Here is a 16,686-nt window from a genome sequence, read left to right as displayed (position 1 = left end):
GAGGCGGCGGCCGCCCCGGGTGATCCGGGCACCGATGTGCAGGAGGCGGTAGCAGAGTTTCCTGGGTTTCGCAGTCGCGAGTTCGCTGATCCAGCCGGACGCCTGGTCCGGGTCTCGGACGCACTGCCGAGGCCGGGCTACCTGCGGGCCATCGCTCTGGGCCGCCGGGGCCGAGGGCGGGGTGGGGACGTTCGTCAGAGGCTTCCCGCTCGGGCGCGGAAAACTCGGCTGCCGCCGGGACCGGCCCGCCCGTATCCTCGCGCGGAGGGCTGACTTGGGACACCGCCCGGCAGCCGGCACCCGACGGACCGAGGACGCGTGGCCCAATGAGCAGCCGACTCTTCGCAATCACCTTTGACGCGCACCAGCCCGAACGCCTGGCCCGCTTCTGGTCCGGCCTCCTCCGCCTGGAGAGAGCCGACGATCCCTATGACGGCGTCGCCGTGCCGTCCGGGAACGACGCCGGTTACCGCCTCGGCTTCCGTCCCTCCCCGGCGCGGAAGAGCGCCCAGAACCGACTGCACTTCGACCTGACCAGTTCCTCCCCGGAGGACCAGCGGGAGACCGTGGCCCGGGCACTCGATCTGGGCGCGCACCACGCCGACGTCGGCCAAGGACCGGAGGTCCCCCATGTGGTGCTGGCCGACCCCGAGGGCAACGAGTTCTGCGTCCTGGAGCCGGGCAACAAGTTCCTCGCCGGCTGCGGCGTCCTCGGGGCGCTCGCCTGCGACGGTTCGCAGGCCGTGGGCTACTTCTGGAGCGAGGCGCTGGGCTGGCCGCTGGTCTGGGACCAGGACGAGGAGACCGCCGTCCAGTCGCCGGACGGCGGCACGAAGATCACCTGGGGCGGCCCGCCCCTCCTGCCGGACCCCGGCAAGGACCTGCACCTCGACCTCGCGCCGGACGGCGACCAGCGGGCGGAGGTCGAGCGGCTGCTCTCGCTCGGTGCGAAGCGCCTCGACCACGCCCCGGGCGGGGACGGCGCGGTACGGCTGACCGACCCGGACGGCAACGAGTTCCGCGTGCTGGCGCACGGCTGAGGCCGGGACCGCGCGGGCCGCGATGGGCGGTCGCTGCTGCGCGGAGCGCGGAAGAGGGCCGGGCCTGCCCCTGGTGCACCGAAGGGGCGGCTCAAGTCCCGGCGGACTGCCCATGAGGAACCACTCGGTCCCCAGACTCTGTCGTCCCGAAAGGGAAAACGGGACCGCTGGGGCGGGCCACGTGCCCGATGGACGGCGAGGGAGAGGCCCGCACCGAGCCCGGGACACGACCCCGTAGGACATCGGCGGCTTCCGTTGGTCGACGGCGGACGGGGTCCGGCTGTCCGTGGAACCTGCACAGTGTGGTGCTCTGCTCTCACCGTGCGCGGCACGCAACTACCCGCCCGCGCCGCTCGTCCTCCAGACATGACGTCTGCAACACCGCCCACCCGACCGTCCACCGCCCCGCCGGACTGGCCGCACTGTGGCCACGGCGCCACCGCGGAGGACTCGGTCGGCTGCCGTGGCAGCCGTATCCTCGACCGCACCGCGTGCCTGGCCCACGCGCCAGAGCCTGACCGCGCCGCCTACCTGGCCGCTCTGGCCCCCGGCGCCGACATTGACCACCGCGGGACTCCCTTCACCGCGGAGCTGCTGGACTGGTTACTCGATGCCCTGCGCGACCCGACCGCTGGACGCCCTCGCCTTGGCACCGCCCGGTTCGACTGGGCGGTCTTCTCCGGCGGCGCCGGGTTCGAAAGGGCAATCTTCTCCGGCGACGCCACCGGATTCGAAGGAGCGGCCTTCTCCGGCGACGCCTGGTTCGATGGGGTGACCTTCTCCGGCGACGCCGGGTTCGATGGGGTGACGTTTTCTGGCGACTCCGGATTCGAAGGGGCGGCCTTCCCGGCGGCGCCTGGTTCGAAGGAGCGGCCTTCTCCGGCTACGCCTGGTTCGGCGGGGTGACGTTTTCCGGCGACGCCGAGTTCGACGGGGTGGCGTTTTCCGGTGACGCTAGGTTCGGCGGGGTGGCGTTTTCCGGTGACGCTAGGTTCGGCGGGGTGGCGTTTTCCGGTGGCGCTAGGTTCGGCGGGGCGGCCTTTTCCGGCGACGCCGAGTTCGACGGGGCGACCTTCTCCGGCGATGCGGGGTTCGGCGAGGTGATCTTCTCCGGCGATGCCAGGTTCAAGGGAGCCCGCTTCGAGGCGACTGCGAGGCTGGGTCCGCTGGTGTGCGGCGCCACGCTGGTGCTGGACGGTGCGTTGTTCAGCGAGCCGACGACACTGGAAGCCGCCGCCTGTGCCGTGACCTGCGACCGTACCCGGTGGGCCTCAACGGCTACGCTGCGGTTCCGTCATGCCGAATTGGACCTGAGTGACGCGGTCCTAGAGTTCCCACTGATGGTTACCGCCCGCCCCACCCCCTTCCCCTCCTTGGTCGACCTGTTGCCGGAGACACTTGTGTCAGGCCGCGATCCCGGCGTGCGGCTGACCTCCGTGGACGGGGTGGACGCCGCGCACCTGGTGTTGCACGACATCGACCTCAGCGCCTGCCGGTTCGCCGGGGCGGTCCACCTCGACCAGCTCCGCGTGGACGGCTGGTGCACCTTCGCCACTACCCCCACCGGCGTCCGGTGGCACCGGCTCGTCCCGAGGTGGTGGAGCCTGCGAAGCACCCTGGCCGAGGAGCACCACTGGCGTGCCCGGCGTCTTCACGCCACCGCGGCCCGGGGCTGGACCCCGCCGCCCCGGGAGGACACCCCTGCCCTGAAACCGGCCGCGCTGGCCGCGCTGTACCGGCAGGTGCGCAAGTCGCTGGAGGACGGCAAGAACGAGCCGGACGCCGCCGACTTCTACTACGGCGAGTGCGAGATGCGCCGCCACGACACCACCCGCTCCCGCGGCGAACGGGCGCTGCTGACCGCGTACTGGGCCCTGTCCGGTTACGGCCTGCGCGCCGGCCGCGCCCTGGCCTGGCTGCTGGGCGCCATGACCGTCACCCTGCTCGCGCTGCTGCTGTGGGGCCTGCCGGTGGACGACCCGAAGCCGACCACCACCGGCCGCCAGGTCGCCGTCGGGCAGGAGGTCAACCTGATCACCGACACTCCCAACCCGGCCAATCCCACTGGGTCTTGGCCGGAGCGGATCACCACCGAGCGGTTCGAGAAGGCGCTGCGGGTCGTGATCAACTCGGTGGTCTTCCGCTCCTCCGGCCAGGACCTCACCACCGCCGGCACCTACACCGAGATGGCCTCCCGCCTCGCCGAACCCGTCCTCCTCGGCCTGGCCGTCCTGGCCATCCGCAGCCGCGTCAAACGCTGACCCCCGACCGTCCCGCAGGAGCGAGTCGTCCCGGCGGCACGGCCGGGCTCAGGGCGTGGATCCGGAGAGCCTCGGCAGCGCCAGATCGGGCACGGTGGCCCTTGGCTGCGCTCCCTGCGGACAGCTTCTGCCCCTCTCGGGCACCTTCCTGGCCGGCGTGTACGCGCGGAACCTTCCGGCGCCTGTGGTGACTTCGTGCGAACAGGCCACCGCGAGGACGGAGCCGGTGCCGCGTTCTTCCAGCGCGGCGCGTAGCGTCGGGTTGCCGCCGTAGACCTCGTCTCCCGCGACCCGGGCGGCCCGGTGACCGGCGTCCTTGAATCGGGTGACCATGCGGGCGGCAAGCTGCGGTTGGGCAGCGCGTCAGGGTCGCGCGGCGTCTGTCTGCCGTCGTGTGTCTGGAGGACTTGTGCTACGTGGCGAAGTCTGGTGGGTCCAGTTCGACGAGCGGAGGTTGGTCGTACTGCTGTCGGGAGACGACACGTCCGGGATCCGGGTGATGCAGGTCGTCGCTCCGGCGGGCGTCGACATCAGCGGTCTGGGCGTCGAAGTGCCGGTCGGCGCCGGTGAAGGACTGCCGTTTGAAGGCGTGTTGCGGCTCGTGTTCCCGCGTCCGGGCTTCACCCCGTGCACGTGGCTGACCACTGTGTCCCGGGACGACCTGATAGAGCGGGCGGCCGTCCTGTCCTCCGTGAAGCTCAGCGAGATCGACGACGCCCTCCGGCTCGCTGAACAAGCGCAGGAGCGGCCCCAGGCCACGACCGCGAAGCTCAGCGAGATCAGGGATGCCCTGCGTTTCGGTGAACTCGGGTAGACGGAGAAGGAGCCGACGCCCGCGACGGCGTGGGCGGTCTCGGGAGCTCCTTGCCCTCCAACGCGGGCTGCGGAGACCGGTACTGGTTCCACAGTGCTGCGAACCGGGCGCGCGGAGCCCTTCGGCTCTTCACGGCTTCTGTCCGGCCTCGTCGACGATGCCGCTGTCAACGACGGCGACGGAGGTGACGACGGTGCCGGCCTTGCCCCAGGCGTTGTCCTCCACGAGGACGGTGCGCTCACCGAGCAGCCGGGCCGTGCTTCTGTCGAAGATCCACTCAGTGCGTTCGCCATCGTGTGTCCGGGCGACGGCGACTCCGTTCCGGCCTGCCGCGTCGACGGCGTCGGGAACGACGTCCACCCCGGGAATGAGGGCAGCGGCCCGGTAGAGGGCCGCGGTGGTCTCGGGGGGAGTGACCCCGTTGCGCAGAAGATCGCCGATCGTGACGAAGGCTTCCTGGTCCGGGCCGGTCGTGGAGCCGGAACCGGCTCCGTGGTTCTTCCGGGCGTCGTCGTGGATCCGCTTCAGCAGGGCGTCGGGATCGGTCGGCAGGGCAGCGAGGAAGGCGTAGGTCGGTGAGTTCAGACTGCCTCGGCCCGGGGTGTCCGGCAGCAGGTTGTCCTTGCCGCCCTTGCGCTGAAGAGTCGGCTCACTGCCGTCCACGGATGTCCACTGCTCCATCCCCTCGTCCTCGCGCAGGAGTTCCATCCCGCTGTCCCTCGTCTCGGACAGCACCGACGTATGACCAACCGTCTTGACGTATGAGTACTGCCCGGCGCGCACCGTCGTCCGCGGCGTCGTGGCGGCGGTCAGAGCCGCTCTCTCCAGCAGTTCGACCGACGCGGCCGTGGCCGGAGGCACGTCACGCGGAGCGCCGGGAGAACCGGAGCCCAGACCGAGAACGACGACGGTGGCTACAACGGCCACTGCCGTACCCAGCGCCGGCCCCCAGCGCCCCTTCAGCCACAGTGCTGGACGGGGAGAACGGGCTCGCACCTGCCGGTCGACCTCGCTCAAGAAGTGCTCACGGCGGACTTCCAGCCGTCCCGGCGCCGGGTCCGGGCAGGCAACCGGAGGCAGCACCCGGCCCGCCTGTTCACGCTCGGACCATTCCCGCTGTTCCGGATTCATCGTGTGCCCCTCCTGTGGGAAGCGCGGGCCGCGGCCGTCCCGCTCGACGACATGTGTCCGCCGCCGGTCCGCGGATCCGCCGCGAGCTCTTCCTCGACGAGCCCGCGCAGTTTCTCTCTCGCCCGGGAGAGCCGGGAACGGACCGTGCCGACAGGAACTCCCAGCGCCTCAGCGGCCGCCGCGTACCCCAGATCGGACCAGACGACCAGAGCGAATACCTCTCGCTCGCTCCGCTTCAGGCGCTGCAGCGCCCGGGCCGCGGCGGCCAGCCGCTGAGCGTCGGCCATCTGCCCGGCCACTTCGTCCGAGAAGTCGGGTAACGCTTCCGGCGGCGGCAGACGGGACATCGCCTCCCGGTGCCGGCGAGCCGCCCTGGCGGTGTTGCGCATCACGTTGGTCGCGATGCCCAGGAGCCACGCCCGGACGCTCCTGACGTCATCGCGCAGCTTGTCACGCAGCCGCCAGGCCTCCAGAAAGGTGAGGGACACGACGTCCTCGGCAAGGGCCCGGTCACCCGTCGTCCGAACCGCATGGGCATGGACGACGCGCGCATGCTCGTCGAAGATCTCGGCGAACGCCGCCCGATCACCGGACCGGACCCGTTCGTGCAGAAGGAAGTCCACACCGATAAGTGTCCGCACAGGCACACCGGTTCCATTCCTCCCTGCCAAGGATGGAGCGCTCCGCACCACTGCGTCCGTCAACGCGGCCATCGCCGGGATGCCGGGCCGGCCGAGAGCTGCGGTGGGCGGTGGGGCACAGGCCTATGCCTCCACGCACTGCGGCACGGGCCGGCCCCTCGAACGACCAACCGGCAGGGCCGCGGACGCGTGACGAGCGACGTGAGCTGTCAGTCGGCAGCGAGGATGTCGGAGAGACTCACAGCGGGGCGGCCAAGCATGTCTGTCAGCGTGCGCCGCTGGTGCTCGGTCAAGGAGGCAACGAAGATCACTGCGTCAGCGTTGGCCTGGTCACAGGCCTGAGCTACCTCGCGGACTTTCCCGCGGCTCAGAAGCGTCCGCGAGGAGCAGGGCAGACTCATCTTCCGGACCCCGCCGTCCGAGACTCCTCGCCGCTGCACGATCTGCGCGACGACCCGAGCGCTGTGCGCTGCCAGTTCTGTGGCTGCCCAGGCCATGAGCGTTTCGAAGTCCTTCTGCTTCGCAGAGAAATAGCCGACCAGGACTACATCGGCGCCTACGGCCGTGAGCCGGAACGCTCGACGCGGGGCAGACACCGACGGCACGCGACGAGCCAGGCGCCGGTCGCGCCTGCGGGACTGATGCACGTGCCACAGGCTAAAGGCCTGCTGCCTGCAGCGATACCGGGTTTCTCTCTGACCGAGCCTGGCGAGCAAGGTCAGAGCCACTCGTTGATGACAGCGATCGTGACGGTCGTTTCGCATCGGATGGCGAGCCCGTGGTATTTCGTGGCTACGGCCCGGTGGCGCTTGAGGCGGTTGATTCCGCACTCGCATCCGCCTCGTCCTGGCCATTCGCATCCGCGTCAAATGCTGCCCCCGCCGACCACCCGCCCACCCTGCCCCGCAGCGGTCGGCGAAGTCATGTGTGTCAGGTGCCGGGGCGGGCACGCCACGCGTTCTCGAGCGCCGGCTGCACGTCTTCCCCGAGAACGAGGTGTGTCGTCATGCCCGGCAGGGTGGGCAGTTCGGCCCAGTGGGTCACCGTGTCATTGTCGGCAAGACCGTAGGGCAGGCGGACATATCCGTCGGAGTCGACGAAGCAGTTCCGGTGTTCCGTTCCGTCCTCACTGAAGTGCAGGGTCGTGAAGTACATCGGCCTCACCAGCCAGAACGCCTCCCCCAACCCGTTCTCGGAATCGGCGCTGCCGGCCGGGTACCGGCCCGTGATCGCCGCCGCCACCGGTACACCGGACTCCGGCAGCCTCTCCCGTGCGTCGACCCAGGTCACTTGGGTGTTCAGATGCGTCATTCCTCTCCCCGGTGCAGCGTTCGGATGCCCGTTTCCCGCTCATGTGCCCGCACATCGGCGAGACCGTCGTGCCGATCCCGGCATCCGGTAGGACCGCCCATCGCTTGCGCAGGTTGCGTGGGCGCCTACCTTGCTGCCCGGCCAGTGGCGTCATCCCTCCAGCGTGAGTACCACCTTGATGTCGTCCGGACGCTGCTCGAAGGCCTCGGCCGCCCGGTCGAGCGGCAGACGGCGGGTGATGAGCCGGTGCAGCCATTCCGCGTCGGCCCGCGCGAGGGCGTCGGCGGCTTGCCGGAAGTGCCGGCCATTGGCGTTGACGGAGCCCACCACGACATCGTTCTCCAGCACGATCTCGCGGTTCACCGTGCCGGCGTCGACGGTCAGCCGGCGTCCGGCGGGTGACACTCCGGTGAGGCAGACAACGCCGTAGGAGGCGGTGCCGCGCAGGGCGGCGAACACCACCTGTCCGGCACCGGTGGCCTCCACGACGATGTCCGGACGCACGGCTGACAGCACGTCGTCCACCGCGCCGCTGTGGTAGGCGGCCCCCAGAGCGCGGACCAGCCCGGGCTTCGGTCCGTCCGTCACCCGGTCGAGGACGTGGACGTCCAGCCCGCGCTGCTTTCCGAGCAGGGCGGCCAGGAGACCGATCGGGCCGGCGCCGGTCACCAGGACACGCCGGGGCTCGAACCAGGCCCTGGCCCCCACGCGCTCGATCTGCTCCCAGGCCTTGGCGACGACACTGGCCGGTTCCAGCAGGACGCCCGCAAGACCCAGGTCCGCGTCGACCGCGACGGCGTAGCCGTCCTCCACACACCACAGTCCGGCGCCGTAGCCGTCCAGTTCCTTGATACCGCGTTCGCGGTAGCGCCCGTTGCGGCACATGTCGAACTCGCCGTGCGCGCAAGCGCCGCACGGTTCCGGGTCCGGGCGCCGCACCACACCCGCGACCAGGTCGCCGACGGCGAAAGCGCTGCCGTCCGGTGCCTCCTCGACCCGGCCCAGTGATTCGTGGCCCAGCACCAGCCGGTCCCGGCCCGCGGGCGCCCGGCCGTACTCGCCGGCGGCGATCTCGCGGTCCGTGCCGCACACCCCCACGGCGATGCCGCGGACCAGGAGTTCACCCGGCGCCGGCTTCGGCTCCTCCACCTCCCGCACCTCGAGCGAACCGCTGTGACCCGGCCGGACCGTCAGTGCGCGCACGCTGCTCTTCCTCTCCAACCCCGGTGTACGGCTTCCGGGACGGGTACCGCGGGAATGCGGCCGGTACACCTTCCCGGAGAGGACGGAACGCCGCCATCTCCTGGTGCCCGGTCCGGGTAGTGCCGGGCACGTCGTCGTCCAGCACACCCGCCTCGACGGCCGGCAACCGGCGAACGCCCTGCTGTCGAACGTCGCCCGCGCTGCGGGCCGACAGCCGGACGCCGAGTCCTCGGGGACATCGCACGCCGGGCGTGCCGGTGACGTCCGCCCCGGGGTCCGGCCCCACGGACCGGGGCTCGCTCCGGCTCGGCACCGTCCGGGCCGTTGCCCGCGGCTATCTCCCGGCCCGGAATGCGGTCCCGGAGATATAGCTCTGCTTCGGCCGCCCGGGACCGGGTACACACGAGGATGGCCGCAGGGAAGCCGGATGCGCCGGCCGTGGCCCGTGGCCCTCCCGGCGGCGGCGTTCAGCGGACCCGCCGAGAGCCCTGGCCCGGCCGCTCGCCGCTGCCCGCCGACGAGGTCATCCGCCGTACCGCCAACCCTGGAGTCAGGATGTGGAAGCGTATGAAGGACCGTCGCCGCGTGGACCCCGCCCGTCTGGAACTGTGCGATCTGTGCGCGCGGACCTTCCCGGAGGACGAGGCGGTGAGCGGCTACGTCCCGGACTCCTCTTGCGCGCATCCCCGTCGCCAGTGGTTCGACGGTCTCCGCCGGGTCACTGCCTGCAGCGAGGAGCACTTCGGGAAGATCCGTGAGGAATACCGGCTCCGCCCCTTCGAACCGGAGGAACTCTGGGCGGCGAAGGTCAACTGCGCCCTCACCACCGGCCGGCCCGCGCTCACCTTGGAGGAACTCGGCCGCCGGACCGGCCTGCACGAGCCGGAAATCCGACGGGCCATCGCCTGGCACAACGAACGGCTGCGGGACGCGGGCGACAACGGCATCGACGACGGGACGAGCACGGTCTGAGCCGTTCCCCCGCGGGAACGCACGGTGCCGTCGTGTCCGCTGCCCACCGTCTTCGGCGAGCCCGCGGTGGCCCCGGTGCTCACCGCGGTGACCCCGGGCCGTTCCGGCGAGAGCGTCCCGGCCCCGACTCCGGGTCAGGGCCGGTGTGCGTGACCGGACGGCCGGTAGGCGTCGTTGACGGCGACCGGTGCCCCGCCTTCGGCGGTGCCGCCTCCCGGGATGTAGACGGTGTCGCCGACGGTCGCCGCGGCGGTGCCGTGGCGCGGCACCGGCATGGGAGCCAGGCGCTGCCAGCGGTCGCGGGCCACGTCGTAGACCTCGGTCTCGGCGAAGACGCCGTCCGAGCCCGGGGCCGGGTTGCCCTCGCCTCCGAAGGTGTAGATCTTTCCGCCGACCGCGGACGCGGCGAGGCCGCCCCGTGCGGTCGGCATCGGGGCACGTTCGGACCACTGTCCGGTGCGCAGGTCCAGTGCGTAGACGGTGTCGCGCACATGGACCTGGCCCCGGTCACGTCCGCCCAGGACATAGAACGTGGAACCGACGACCGCACCGCCGACGTGGTCGCGGGCCTGCGGCAGCGGGGCCAGTTCGCGCCACCGGCCAGTGTGCACGTCGTACGACGACACGCTGTCCACCGTGTCCTGGAGTCCACCGGGGCCCGGGGTCAGCGTCCGCATGCCGCCGGCGAGGTAGACCGTCCGGCCCTTCACGCCCATCGCGGCGCTGCCGCGCGCCATCTCCCGCGGCACCGGGGGCAGCGGGGACCAGCGGTCCTTCTTCGGGTCGTAGACGAAGCTCGCTCCGGTGGCCTCCCACGAAGCGCCTCCCGCCAGCGCGCCCAGGACGTAGATCCTGCCGTCCACGACCGCCACGTTCGGATGGTTCATCGGCACCGGCAGCGGAGCCGCTTCCGACCAGCGGCCTGTGCGGGTGTCGAAGACCTCGACCCGGTCGACCGTGGTGACGCCGCCGCCCGCCCGGGGCACGATGCCGCCCAGCACATAGACCTTCCCGCCGAGCGCTGCCACACCGTGCTCCTGGCGCGGACCGCTCTTGATGTCCGGCAGTTCCTGCCACCCGCGCCCGTAGTGCGGATCGGCCGGGACGACGCCCTCACCGGCCGCCGGCGGGTGGCCCTCATGCGCTTGCGCGGGCACCGCCACCCCGCCGACCGTCACCGACGCGGCGAGAGCTAAAGACATCATCGCTGTACGCATTCTCGTGTTCGGGTTCATATCCGAGACCATGCCACCGGCCATGGGCATGAGTCGAATGCATAGTTGGCATGCGACGCTATGCGTGTGACGCATATCGAACGGCTCGACCTCAACCTCCTCATCCCCCTCGTGGCCTTACTGGAAGAGCGGAATGTTTCCCGCGCTGCCGGGCGGGTGCATCTGAGTCAGCCCGCGATGAGCCGTACGCTGCGGCGCCTGCGGGAGACATTCCACGACGAGCTGCTGGTCCGCGGTCCCTCGGGATACCGGCTGACACCGTGCGCCGAACGGCTGCGGCAGCAACTCGCCGTGCTGCTGCCGCAGATCGCGGACCTGTTTCCCCGCGAGGAATTCTCCCCCGGGAAAGCCACGGAAAGCTTCCAGTTGACCGGCACGGACTACGCCGCCTCCGTCATCGGCGAGACATTGTTCCGGGACGTCATGCAGCGCTCACCCAACTCCCGGCTGCACTACCGGTCCTGGCACGAGGGAGTTTTCGACGACCTGCACCGCGGGGCTGTGGACCTGGCGTTCTTCGGCTCCGAACCGCCGGCCTCCTTGCGCGCCGAGCCCTTGTTCACCGAGGAGTTCGTCTGCGTGATGGACCGTGAGCACGCGCCGGCCGACCGCACCGCGTTCGACCTCGCCGGTTACCTGCGCGCCGTCCACGTCGTGGTCGACATCTCCCAGGGCCGGCAGGGTGTCGTCGACGAGAGCCTGCGCCGGGCGGGCGTGGAACGCACCGTCGGCCTCACGGTGCCCTACCACTACGCGGCCCTGCGGGCCGTCGCCGGAACGGCACTCGTCGCCACACTGCCGAAACGACTCCTGCACGCCGGTGCCGGTGCCGGTACGGGAACCTCGGGGCCCCGCGCAGCACTTCACGTCGTGCCCGCCCCCGACGTCGTCGGCACCATGACCTATCTGATGCTCTGGCATCCACGACTGGACAACGACCCCGCACAACGCTGGCTGCGGCAGCAAGCGCGCGCAGCGGTACGGGACTCCACCTCCTAGGCCGGTTGGCGCGGTACCGCAGGCCGTTGCCGGCCGTCCCCCGTTCGCGTCACTCGGGGTGGCACTCGCGGGCCGTGCCGCCGGCCGGGAGGAAGCAGACGTGCAGGCCGGCGCGGTCGACGCCGCCCAGCATCGGGGTGAAGCGGTAGACACGCGCGTCCGCCGGGGTCCGGATGACGACACGGCGCGGCGGTGCGCCGGGCGCCGAGACCTCGACCGCGTCCCCGGCCCGCGCGTGCCAGACCCGCCCCCACGCCGCGTCGCAGACCGTGCTGTACCGGATCTCCACGTGCGCGCCGGTGCTGGTGCGGCGGGGCGGGCCGAGCGCGTCGGCCCGGCCGGGCAGCCCGCAGGCCATACCGTCGGGATCCTTTCCGTCGCATGCCTCGCCCCGGCAACCGGGGGGCGGATCCAGCACCGGGGAGGCCGGCGCCGCCGTACGGCCGGACACCGGGCCAACAGGCAGCCACAGGGCGGCCGTCGTCACGGCGGCCGCCACGGCGGCTCCGGCGCCGAGGGCCAGCAGGTGCCACGGCCGGAACCGCCGGGGCCGCGCGGCCGTTGGCCCGGCGTCCGGTGCTCCCGGCCCCGGGGTGGTCGGCGGCGCCGGTGCCACCGGGCCCCGCGTGACCGGCTGGGGAGCGGTGGAGCGGGCGCGTCCGCTCCACTCGGCGTCGGCCAGCTCCCACAGCGCGAGCAACCGGCCGGGAGGCTCGCCCGCCATCGCGCAGAGCGCCTCGACGGCCTGCCGGGGAGCCGGCAGCTTGCCGTTGAGATAGCGCTCCCAGGACGACTTGCTGTACGGGGTGCGCTCGGCCAGGGCCGCCAGGCTCAGGCCCGTGCGGGCCCGCGCCGCACGGAGCCCTTCGGCCAGGGCCGCGCACTCCGGTGCGGGGGTGGTCATCCGCGCAGCACCCGCCAGGTGTGCGGGCCCACGACGCCGTCCGCCGGGAGTCCCGCCTTCTTCTGCAGCCGCATCACGGCCGCGATCGTCTGCTGTCCGTAGACCCCGTCGACGATGCCCGGGTCCAACTTGCGGTGCTGGAGCAGGCATTGGGCTTCCACGACGTCCCAGCCCGGCCCGGCGAGGACGGCGGTGCGCGTCGTGCTGTATCCCGCGGACAGGCCACCGCCGTCCGGGCCGCCGGACCTGCGGACCTCGCAGGGGTAGGACGTACCCGGCTTGAAGACGTACCGTCCCCGCCCGTTACCGGCGGACGTGGCCGTGGCGGGGGAACTCGGCTGCGCGGCCGGTGTGCCGAGCGCCGTGCCCGCCTTCTCGCCGCCGCCGGCGTCACTGTCACTGTCACCGCTCAGCGGGGTGCCCAGCAGCAGTCCCGCGCACAGCCCCGCGAGCGCGGCGGCCGCGACGGCGACGGCGGCGGCGCGCCTGGAGATCCCCGGCCGGCGTCCGTCGCAGTCTGCGGCGGGCTCCTCGCGGGGAGGCTGCGCCGATGCCGCCGATGCCGCCGATGCCGTCGTCGCGGCCGGGCCACGCCGCTCCCCGTCCTCCCCATCCTCCGCGCCGGCCGGCTGCGAGGGCGCGGACCGCTCCTGCCACGCCTTCTCGGCCACCTCGTGCAGGACCAGCAGCCGGGTCGGCTCCGTCCCCGTGATCCGTGCCAGCTCCTCCACCGCGTGTCGTGGGGGCAGCGCCTTTCCGTTCAGGCAGCGCTCCCACGACGACCGGCTGTACTCCGTCTTGGCGGCGAGCGAGGCGAGGCTCAGCCCGCTGCGGTCCTTCAATCTTCTGAGCTGTACGACCAGTTGCCGGACCCTCTGGTCCAGCGAATCCGGCAGTTCCTTCCAGCGCGGCATGGCTCGCTCCGTAAGCGTCGTCAGGGCCCGAGGGCCTTCACCTCCTCCATGTTCGGACCGCCGTCGTCCCCGGCGCAGGCTCCTGGCCCCGGTTCACCCTGCGCCCATGCCTCTTCGGCCAGGTCCCGCAGCGGCCCGGCGTCCCGGTGGTCCGGCGTTCCGGCGTACGTCTTCGCAGGTCAGCACGTGGGACGTCCCACGTTGTCCCGGTCGGCCCGATACCCCTGGCCCCGTTTCGGATTGGCCTGCAGTCTCGGTGGGGCCAGGCCGGACGGAACGGTGCCGGTCACCACGCCCCGCACCGTTCCCCGGCCACCACCGACAAGGGGGAACCATGAACAGGATCACATCAGTAGTCGCCACGGCGGCCGCGGCGGCCGCGCTCACCGCCGGCCTCACCGGCGGCGCCACGGCCGCGGACCGGGCCGACGCCGGCCGGGGCGGCAGTGCCGGGCCGGTCACCGCCGCCGGGACCGCGCCCGCGTGCATCGAGCGCACCAGCGTCACGAACAAGCCCGGTGGCGGAGTCCGGGTGTACCTGCGCAACTTCTGCGGCAAGACCATGCGCGTCAAGGTGGTCGTCAAGAACTGGTCGGACAGCGGCTGCAAGTCCATGCCGAACCGGTCGGGCTGGGTCTTCCAGACCGTCGGCGGCCGGTACGACCGCGTCGTGGTGTGCTGAGCGGGGACGGGGGAGAACTCATGACGGTCATCACCAAGACGTTTCTCGCCGCGTCCGCGGCCCTGGCGGCCCTGGCGGTCACGGCGCCGCCGGCCGCGTCGGCACCGCCGGCCGCCACCGGCGCCAACGCCGCGCCCGCGGCGGCCGCGGCCCGGTGCCCGGTCACGGCCTGGGGCCACCGGGGCTACTACATGTGCGGCACGGACCTGAAGGCCGGCTACGTCGACTGGAACGAGGACGGCCGGACCGACGAGGTCTTCGTCATCGCTCCGAACCGCACGATCTGGCACACGTGGAAGAACGCCGGCGGCTGGAAGGAGATGCCGGGCAACGGCCGAGCCGACGACATGCTGGGGCACAACGGCACCGGCACCTCCCGCCGTTGCATCGTCGTCTACGTGCGCACGGCCGACTACTCCTACTGGCAGAACTGCCACTACAACGGCCGGTGGCACAACTGGACGACGAGCGGCTGACGCGCCGTCCGCCGACCGTGCCCCGCGAAGCACCGGGCCCCGGAGCTGTCATGGCAGCCCCGGGGCCCGGTGGCATGCGCTGTTCAGCGGTCCGAGCCGGCCGGTCGGAGGTGAGAAGCGTGGTCAGCCCTCTGCGGCAGCACGTCATCGCCGATCTGGGCCTGCTGTCCGAGGACCCGCAGCGTTCGCCGGAGGGGGCAGTCGTTCGGTGCGATGGGGCGAGAGGGTGGCCCTCCACCCTGCCCTGGTGAGGGTCAGTAGTCGAAGGTGTCGTGGAGCGGAACCGGGGTGTACACCGGCTGGTAGCCGTGGTCGAGGTACTGGCCGTTGTACGCCATCTTCATGCCGATGCTGAGCGGCAGGTTGTGCCGGTTCGGGGAATTCTGGGAGTAGGTGGGTTCCGTGAAGCCCTGACTGGTGTACGTCCCCGTGATGATCATCACGTGGTCCTGCACACCATCGGGTACGGCGGTGTCCCAGTCCGCGAAGAGCAGGTCACCCGGCTGCAGTTCCCAGACGGCGAAGTCCGGGTCTCCGGGCTCCGCGGTGGGATCCGACGGCGGCCAGAAGTTCCGTTCGTAGCCGCGGTACTCGATGGCGAAGTCGAAGAGCCAGTTGGCGTTGACCCAGGTCCTCGTGGGGCTGTTCTGAAGGAGGTCGTTGGTCCAGTTGCTGGGATCTCTCGGGTTCCAGCCGCCCCTCTTGGGCCAGCCGCCCGCGAACAGGGCCTGGGAGACGAAGTTCGCGCAGTTCGTGGTGCCCAGGTCGTCGTACTCGGCCGTGTTGCGCGCCTCGTGGACCACGATGCCGTTCCGGCTCTTGTAGACCGTGGACCATCGCAGCGCGTACGCGACCGCGGCGTCGCGGTCGTAGGTGTGCTCCGCCAGAGTGCTCACGCCGTCCGGCGCCGCCTTGGCCTCGGTGGTGCTCGTGGTGGAGGAGGGGGTTTCCGGTTTCGGAGCCGCCGTGCTCGGGATCGGCGCGTAGGACGCGTCGGTGATCGTCCAGGTCCGGCCTTCGCGTTCCAGCGTCACGATGTAGGTGTCGCTGAGGCTGGAATCTCCCAGTGCTGTGTCGTTCCAGGTCAGCAACGTGCCGGAAGTGATGGTGACGGTGGCGGTCCTGCCCTTGAACTTCACCTTCGCGTCGTCGAAGAAGCCGGTGTCCACGCCGGTGGCGTGCAGGTCGCCCTCCTCCGCGGCCGACGCTTCGGCGGCCACCTTGGAAGGGCCCGTGGCGAAGGTTCTCGCCTGGTTCCCGATCTCCGCTCCCTCCGCTTCGATCGCGGCCATGGCGGTGCCGGGGCCCCCGGGTTCCCTCCAGCCTTGGTCGCGGGCGGCGAGATACTCCTTGACCAGTTCCAGGACCACGCGCTTGTGCCCGCCCAGGGTCACGGAGAGGTCCAGGAACTTCCCGCCCCTGCCGAACCCGATCTCGACTCCGATCTCTCCGGCCGGACCACTGGGCCCGGGCAGTGCCCCGGCCGGGGCGGCGGGGATCATCAATGCCGCAGCTAAGCCAAGTGTGATCAGCGGACTTCTCTTGCCGATTCTCATGCCGATGCCCTTTCCTCCGTGCCGTGCCACTTCCCGGAAGACAGGGGGCACGTACCGAGAGGACATCCGCAGCGTCCACCTGGTTTCGCGAAATGCCCCCGTCGAAGCCCGGGATGGGGCTTCTCATTTCACGTGCGGATCAGGGGCAATCCTGCTGGCGCTCCTGGGGGTTGGCAACAGCTGCCCGGGGGCGGAGGTTGTAGAGACACGGTGCACCAAGGCGTTGCAAACGGAAGCGCTTCGACTCATGTGAGGCGGGGCAACGCTGCGGAGCAAATGCCCCTCAGGTATCCGGGACTTGGCTGCCTGCCTGCGCGTTGAGAGCGTTGGCCGTCTGCGTGATGCTGCCCAACCCGGCGCTCGTCGCCGCCCGTGAGCACGGCGGCCCGGCTCACCCGCGGTGAGGCCTCGCCGTCACTGACGGGGAAGGTCTCACCGTAGGATCGGACGCCGTATGAGCAGGCAGGTCGGCCGGGAACTCATGGAGCACCGTGCGGAGATCCGCCGATGCTTCCGGGCTCCGGGGAGTGCGCGACGGCCGACCCGG

The 16,686-nt window shown here is 71.4% G+C and carries 18 protein-coding genes and 1 pseudogene; 9 read left to right on the top strand and 10 right to left on the bottom strand.

Annotation, left to right across the window (positions count from 1 at the left end; genetic code table 11):
• Nucleotides 1-326: 326 nt before the first annotated feature.
• From IF83_RS0101760 to IF83_RS29710, 3 genes are all read left to right on the top strand, one after another.
• A complete protein-coding gene (locus IF83_RS0101760) occupies nucleotides 327-1,040 on the top strand; it encodes a VOC family protein (protein ID WP_030542198.1) in 714 nt (237 codons plus the stop codon).
• 366 nt (nucleotides 1,041-1,406) lie between these two features.
• Nucleotides 1,407-1,946 (top strand): pentapeptide repeat-containing protein, encoded by a 540-nt coding sequence (locus IF83_RS34470; RefSeq protein WP_037678149.1) that lies wholly within the window; start codon nucleotides 1,407-1,409, stop codon nucleotides 1,944-1,946.
• Entirely contained in the window at nucleotides 1,943-3,301 is a 1,359-nt protein-coding gene (locus IF83_RS29710) for a pentapeptide repeat-containing protein (protein ID WP_244176749.1), read from the top strand. The genes IF83_RS34470 and IF83_RS29710 overlap by 4 nt, the downstream gene beginning before the upstream one ends.
• A 50-nt stretch (nucleotides 3,302-3,351) precedes the next feature.
• Here IF83_RS29710 and IF83_RS31510 read toward each other — a convergent pair.
• Nucleotides 3,352-3,661, bottom strand: a pseudogene (locus tag IF83_RS31510) (IS701 family transposase); the annotation flags it as partial.
• A 49-nt stretch (nucleotides 3,662-3,710) separates the two neighbouring features.
• On the opposite strand from IF83_RS31510, the gene IF83_RS0101750 reads away from it, so the two are divergent.
• Nucleotides 3,711-4,115 carry an mRNA interferase PemK gene (locus tag IF83_RS0101750; RefSeq protein WP_030542197.1) on the top strand — a complete coding sequence of 135 codons (405 nt, stop codon included), beginning with the start codon at nucleotides 3,711-3,713 and terminating at the stop codon, nucleotides 4,113-4,115.
• 129 nt (nucleotides 4,116-4,244) lie between these two features.
• Here IF83_RS0101750 and IF83_RS0101745 read toward each other — a convergent pair whose 3' ends face one another.
• From IF83_RS0101745 to IF83_RS0101725, 5 genes are all read right to left on the bottom strand, one after another.
• Nucleotides 4,245-5,246 carry a CU044_5270 family protein gene (locus tag IF83_RS0101745; protein WP_030542196.1) on the bottom strand — a complete coding sequence of 334 codons (1,002 nt, stop codon included), beginning with the start codon at nucleotides 5,244-5,246 and terminating at the stop codon, nucleotides 4,245-4,247.
• Nucleotides 5,243-5,875, bottom strand: coding sequence for an RNA polymerase sigma factor (locus tag IF83_RS0101740; RefSeq protein WP_037678294.1), 633 nt, complete (start codon nucleotides 5,873-5,875; stop codon nucleotides 5,243-5,245). The genes IF83_RS0101745 and IF83_RS0101740 overlap by 4 nt, the downstream gene beginning before the upstream one ends.
• Nucleotides 5,876-6,096: 221 nt before the next feature.
• Nucleotides 6,097-6,615 (bottom strand): HflX-like GTP-binding protein, encoded by a 519-nt coding sequence (locus tag IF83_RS34465; protein ID WP_244176745.1) that lies wholly within the window; start codon nucleotides 6,613-6,615, stop codon nucleotides 6,097-6,099.
• 202 nt (nucleotides 6,616-6,817) lie between these two features.
• Nucleotides 6,818-7,198 carry an AQJ64_40280 family protein gene (locus IF83_RS0101730; RefSeq protein ID WP_030542193.1) on the bottom strand — a complete coding sequence of 127 codons (381 nt, stop codon included), beginning with the start codon at nucleotides 7,196-7,198 and terminating at the stop codon, nucleotides 6,818-6,820.
• Between the two features lie 150 nt (nucleotides 7,199-7,348).
• The gene (locus IF83_RS0101725; RefSeq protein WP_030542192.1) at nucleotides 7,349-8,401 is read right to left on the bottom strand and encodes a glucose 1-dehydrogenase; all 1,053 of its coding nucleotides are present in this window, start codon (nucleotides 8,399-8,401) and stop codon (nucleotides 7,349-7,351) included.
• Nucleotides 8,402-8,956: 555 nt separating this feature from the next.
• Here IF83_RS0101725 and IF83_RS0101720 point away from each other — a divergent pair.
• Complete coding sequence (locus IF83_RS0101720; protein WP_030542191.1) at nucleotides 8,957-9,373, top strand: hypothetical protein; 417 nt, start codon at nucleotides 8,957-8,959, stop codon at nucleotides 9,371-9,373.
• A 134-nt stretch (nucleotides 9,374-9,507) separates the two neighbouring features.
• Here IF83_RS0101720 and IF83_RS0101715 read toward each other — a convergent pair whose 3' ends face one another.
• Nucleotides 9,508-10,590 carry a Kelch repeat-containing protein gene (locus IF83_RS0101715; RefSeq protein ID WP_078843060.1) on the bottom strand — a complete coding sequence of 361 codons (1,083 nt, stop codon included), beginning with the start codon at nucleotides 10,588-10,590 and terminating at the stop codon, nucleotides 9,508-9,510.
• A gap of 78 nt (nucleotides 10,591-10,668) precedes the next feature.
• On the opposite strand from IF83_RS0101715, the gene IF83_RS0101710 reads away from it, so the two are divergent.
• Nucleotides 10,669-11,607 carry a LysR family transcriptional regulator gene (locus tag IF83_RS0101710; RefSeq protein WP_030542189.1) on the top strand — a complete coding sequence of 313 codons (939 nt, stop codon included), beginning with the start codon at nucleotides 10,669-10,671 and terminating at the stop codon, nucleotides 11,605-11,607.
• A 49-nt stretch (nucleotides 11,608-11,656) separates the two neighbouring features.
• On the opposite strand, the gene IF83_RS0101705 is transcribed toward IF83_RS0101710, so the two are convergent.
• Nucleotides 11,657-12,511 (bottom strand): helix-turn-helix domain-containing protein, encoded by an 855-nt coding sequence (locus IF83_RS0101705; RefSeq protein WP_030542188.1) that lies wholly within the window; start codon nucleotides 12,509-12,511, stop codon nucleotides 11,657-11,659.
• Nucleotides 12,508-13,425: a peptidoglycan-binding protein gene (locus IF83_RS0101700; protein WP_030542187.1), complete on the bottom strand. Its 918-nt coding sequence runs from the start codon at nucleotides 13,423-13,425 to the stop codon at nucleotides 12,508-12,510. The genes IF83_RS0101705 and IF83_RS0101700 overlap by 4 nt, the downstream gene beginning before the upstream one ends.
• Before the next feature lie 334 nt (nucleotides 13,426-13,759).
• On the opposite strand from IF83_RS0101700, the gene IF83_RS0101695 reads away from it, so the two are divergent.
• From IF83_RS0101695 to IF83_RS35240, 3 genes are all read left to right on the top strand, one after another.
• On the top strand, nucleotides 13,760-14,107 hold the full coding sequence (locus IF83_RS0101695) for a hypothetical protein (protein ID WP_030542186.1): 348 nt from the start codon (nucleotides 13,760-13,762) through the stop codon (nucleotides 14,105-14,107).
• 20 nt (nucleotides 14,108-14,127) lie between these two features.
• Nucleotides 14,128-14,583, top strand: coding sequence for a PLL family lectin (locus tag IF83_RS0101690; RefSeq protein ID WP_030542185.1), 456 nt, complete (start codon nucleotides 14,128-14,130; stop codon nucleotides 14,581-14,583).
• 119 nt (nucleotides 14,584-14,702) lie between these two features.
• A complete protein-coding gene (locus IF83_RS35240) occupies nucleotides 14,703-14,834 on the top strand; it encodes a hypothetical protein (RefSeq protein WP_279617204.1) in 132 nt (43 codons plus the stop codon).
• Nucleotides 14,835-14,837: 3 nt separating this feature from the next.
• Here IF83_RS35240 and IF83_RS0101685 read toward each other — a convergent pair whose 3' ends face one another.
• A complete protein-coding gene (locus IF83_RS0101685) occupies nucleotides 14,838-16,139 on the bottom strand; it encodes an amidase domain-containing protein (RefSeq protein ID WP_158710970.1) in 1,302 nt (433 codons plus the stop codon).
• Nucleotides 16,140-16,686 lie beyond the last annotated feature (547 nt).

Source organism: Streptomyces albus subsp. albus (assembly GCF_000719865.1).
Taxonomy (GTDB): Bacteria; Actinomycetota; Actinomycetes; order Streptomycetales; family Streptomycetaceae; genus Streptomyces; species Streptomyces albus_E.
This window is presented reverse-complemented; position numbering and strand designations above follow the sequence as displayed.

Excerpts from the sequence above, each read along its gene's own strand:
- IF83_RS0101760 (WP_030542198.1), top strand. The coding sequence starts at position 327 with ATGAGCAGCCGACTCTTCGCAATCACCTTTGACGCGCACCAGCCCGAA.
- IF83_RS34470 (WP_037678149.1), top strand. The coding sequence starts at position 1,407 with ATGACGTCTGCAACACCGCCCACCCGACCGTCCACCGCCCCGCCGGAC.
- IF83_RS0101745 (WP_030542196.1), bottom strand. The coding sequence starts at position 5,246 with ATGAATCCGGAACAGCGGGAATGGTCCGAGCGTGAACAGGCGGGCCGG.
- IF83_RS0101730 (WP_030542193.1), bottom strand. The coding sequence starts at position 7,198 with ATGACGCATCTGAACACCCAAGTGACCTGGGTCGACGCACGGGAGAGG.
- IF83_RS0101720 (WP_030542191.1), top strand. The coding sequence starts at position 8,957 with ATGTGGAAGCGTATGAAGGACCGTCGCCGCGTGGACCCCGCCCGTCTG.
- IF83_RS0101715 (WP_078843060.1), bottom strand. The coding sequence starts at position 10,590 with ATGCGTACAGCGATGATGTCTTTAGCTCTCGCCGCGTCGGTGACGGTC.
- IF83_RS0101710 (WP_030542189.1), top strand. The coding sequence starts at position 10,669 with ATGCGTGTGACGCATATCGAACGGCTCGACCTCAACCTCCTCATCCCC.
- IF83_RS0101705 (WP_030542188.1), bottom strand. The coding sequence starts at position 12,511 with ATGACCACCCCCGCACCGGAGTGCGCGGCCCTGGCCGAAGGGCTCCGT.
- IF83_RS0101700 (WP_030542187.1), bottom strand. The coding sequence starts at position 13,425 with ATGCCGCGCTGGAAGGAACTGCCGGATTCGCTGGACCAGAGGGTCCGG.
- IF83_RS0101695 (WP_030542186.1), top strand. The coding sequence starts at position 13,760 with ATGAACAGGATCACATCAGTAGTCGCCACGGCGGCCGCGGCGGCCGCG.
- IF83_RS0101690 (WP_030542185.1), top strand. The coding sequence starts at position 14,128 with ATGACGGTCATCACCAAGACGTTTCTCGCCGCGTCCGCGGCCCTGGCG.
- IF83_RS0101685 (WP_158710970.1), bottom strand. The coding sequence starts at position 16,139 with ATGAGAATCGGCAAGAGAAGTCCGCTGATCACACTTGGCTTAGCTGCG.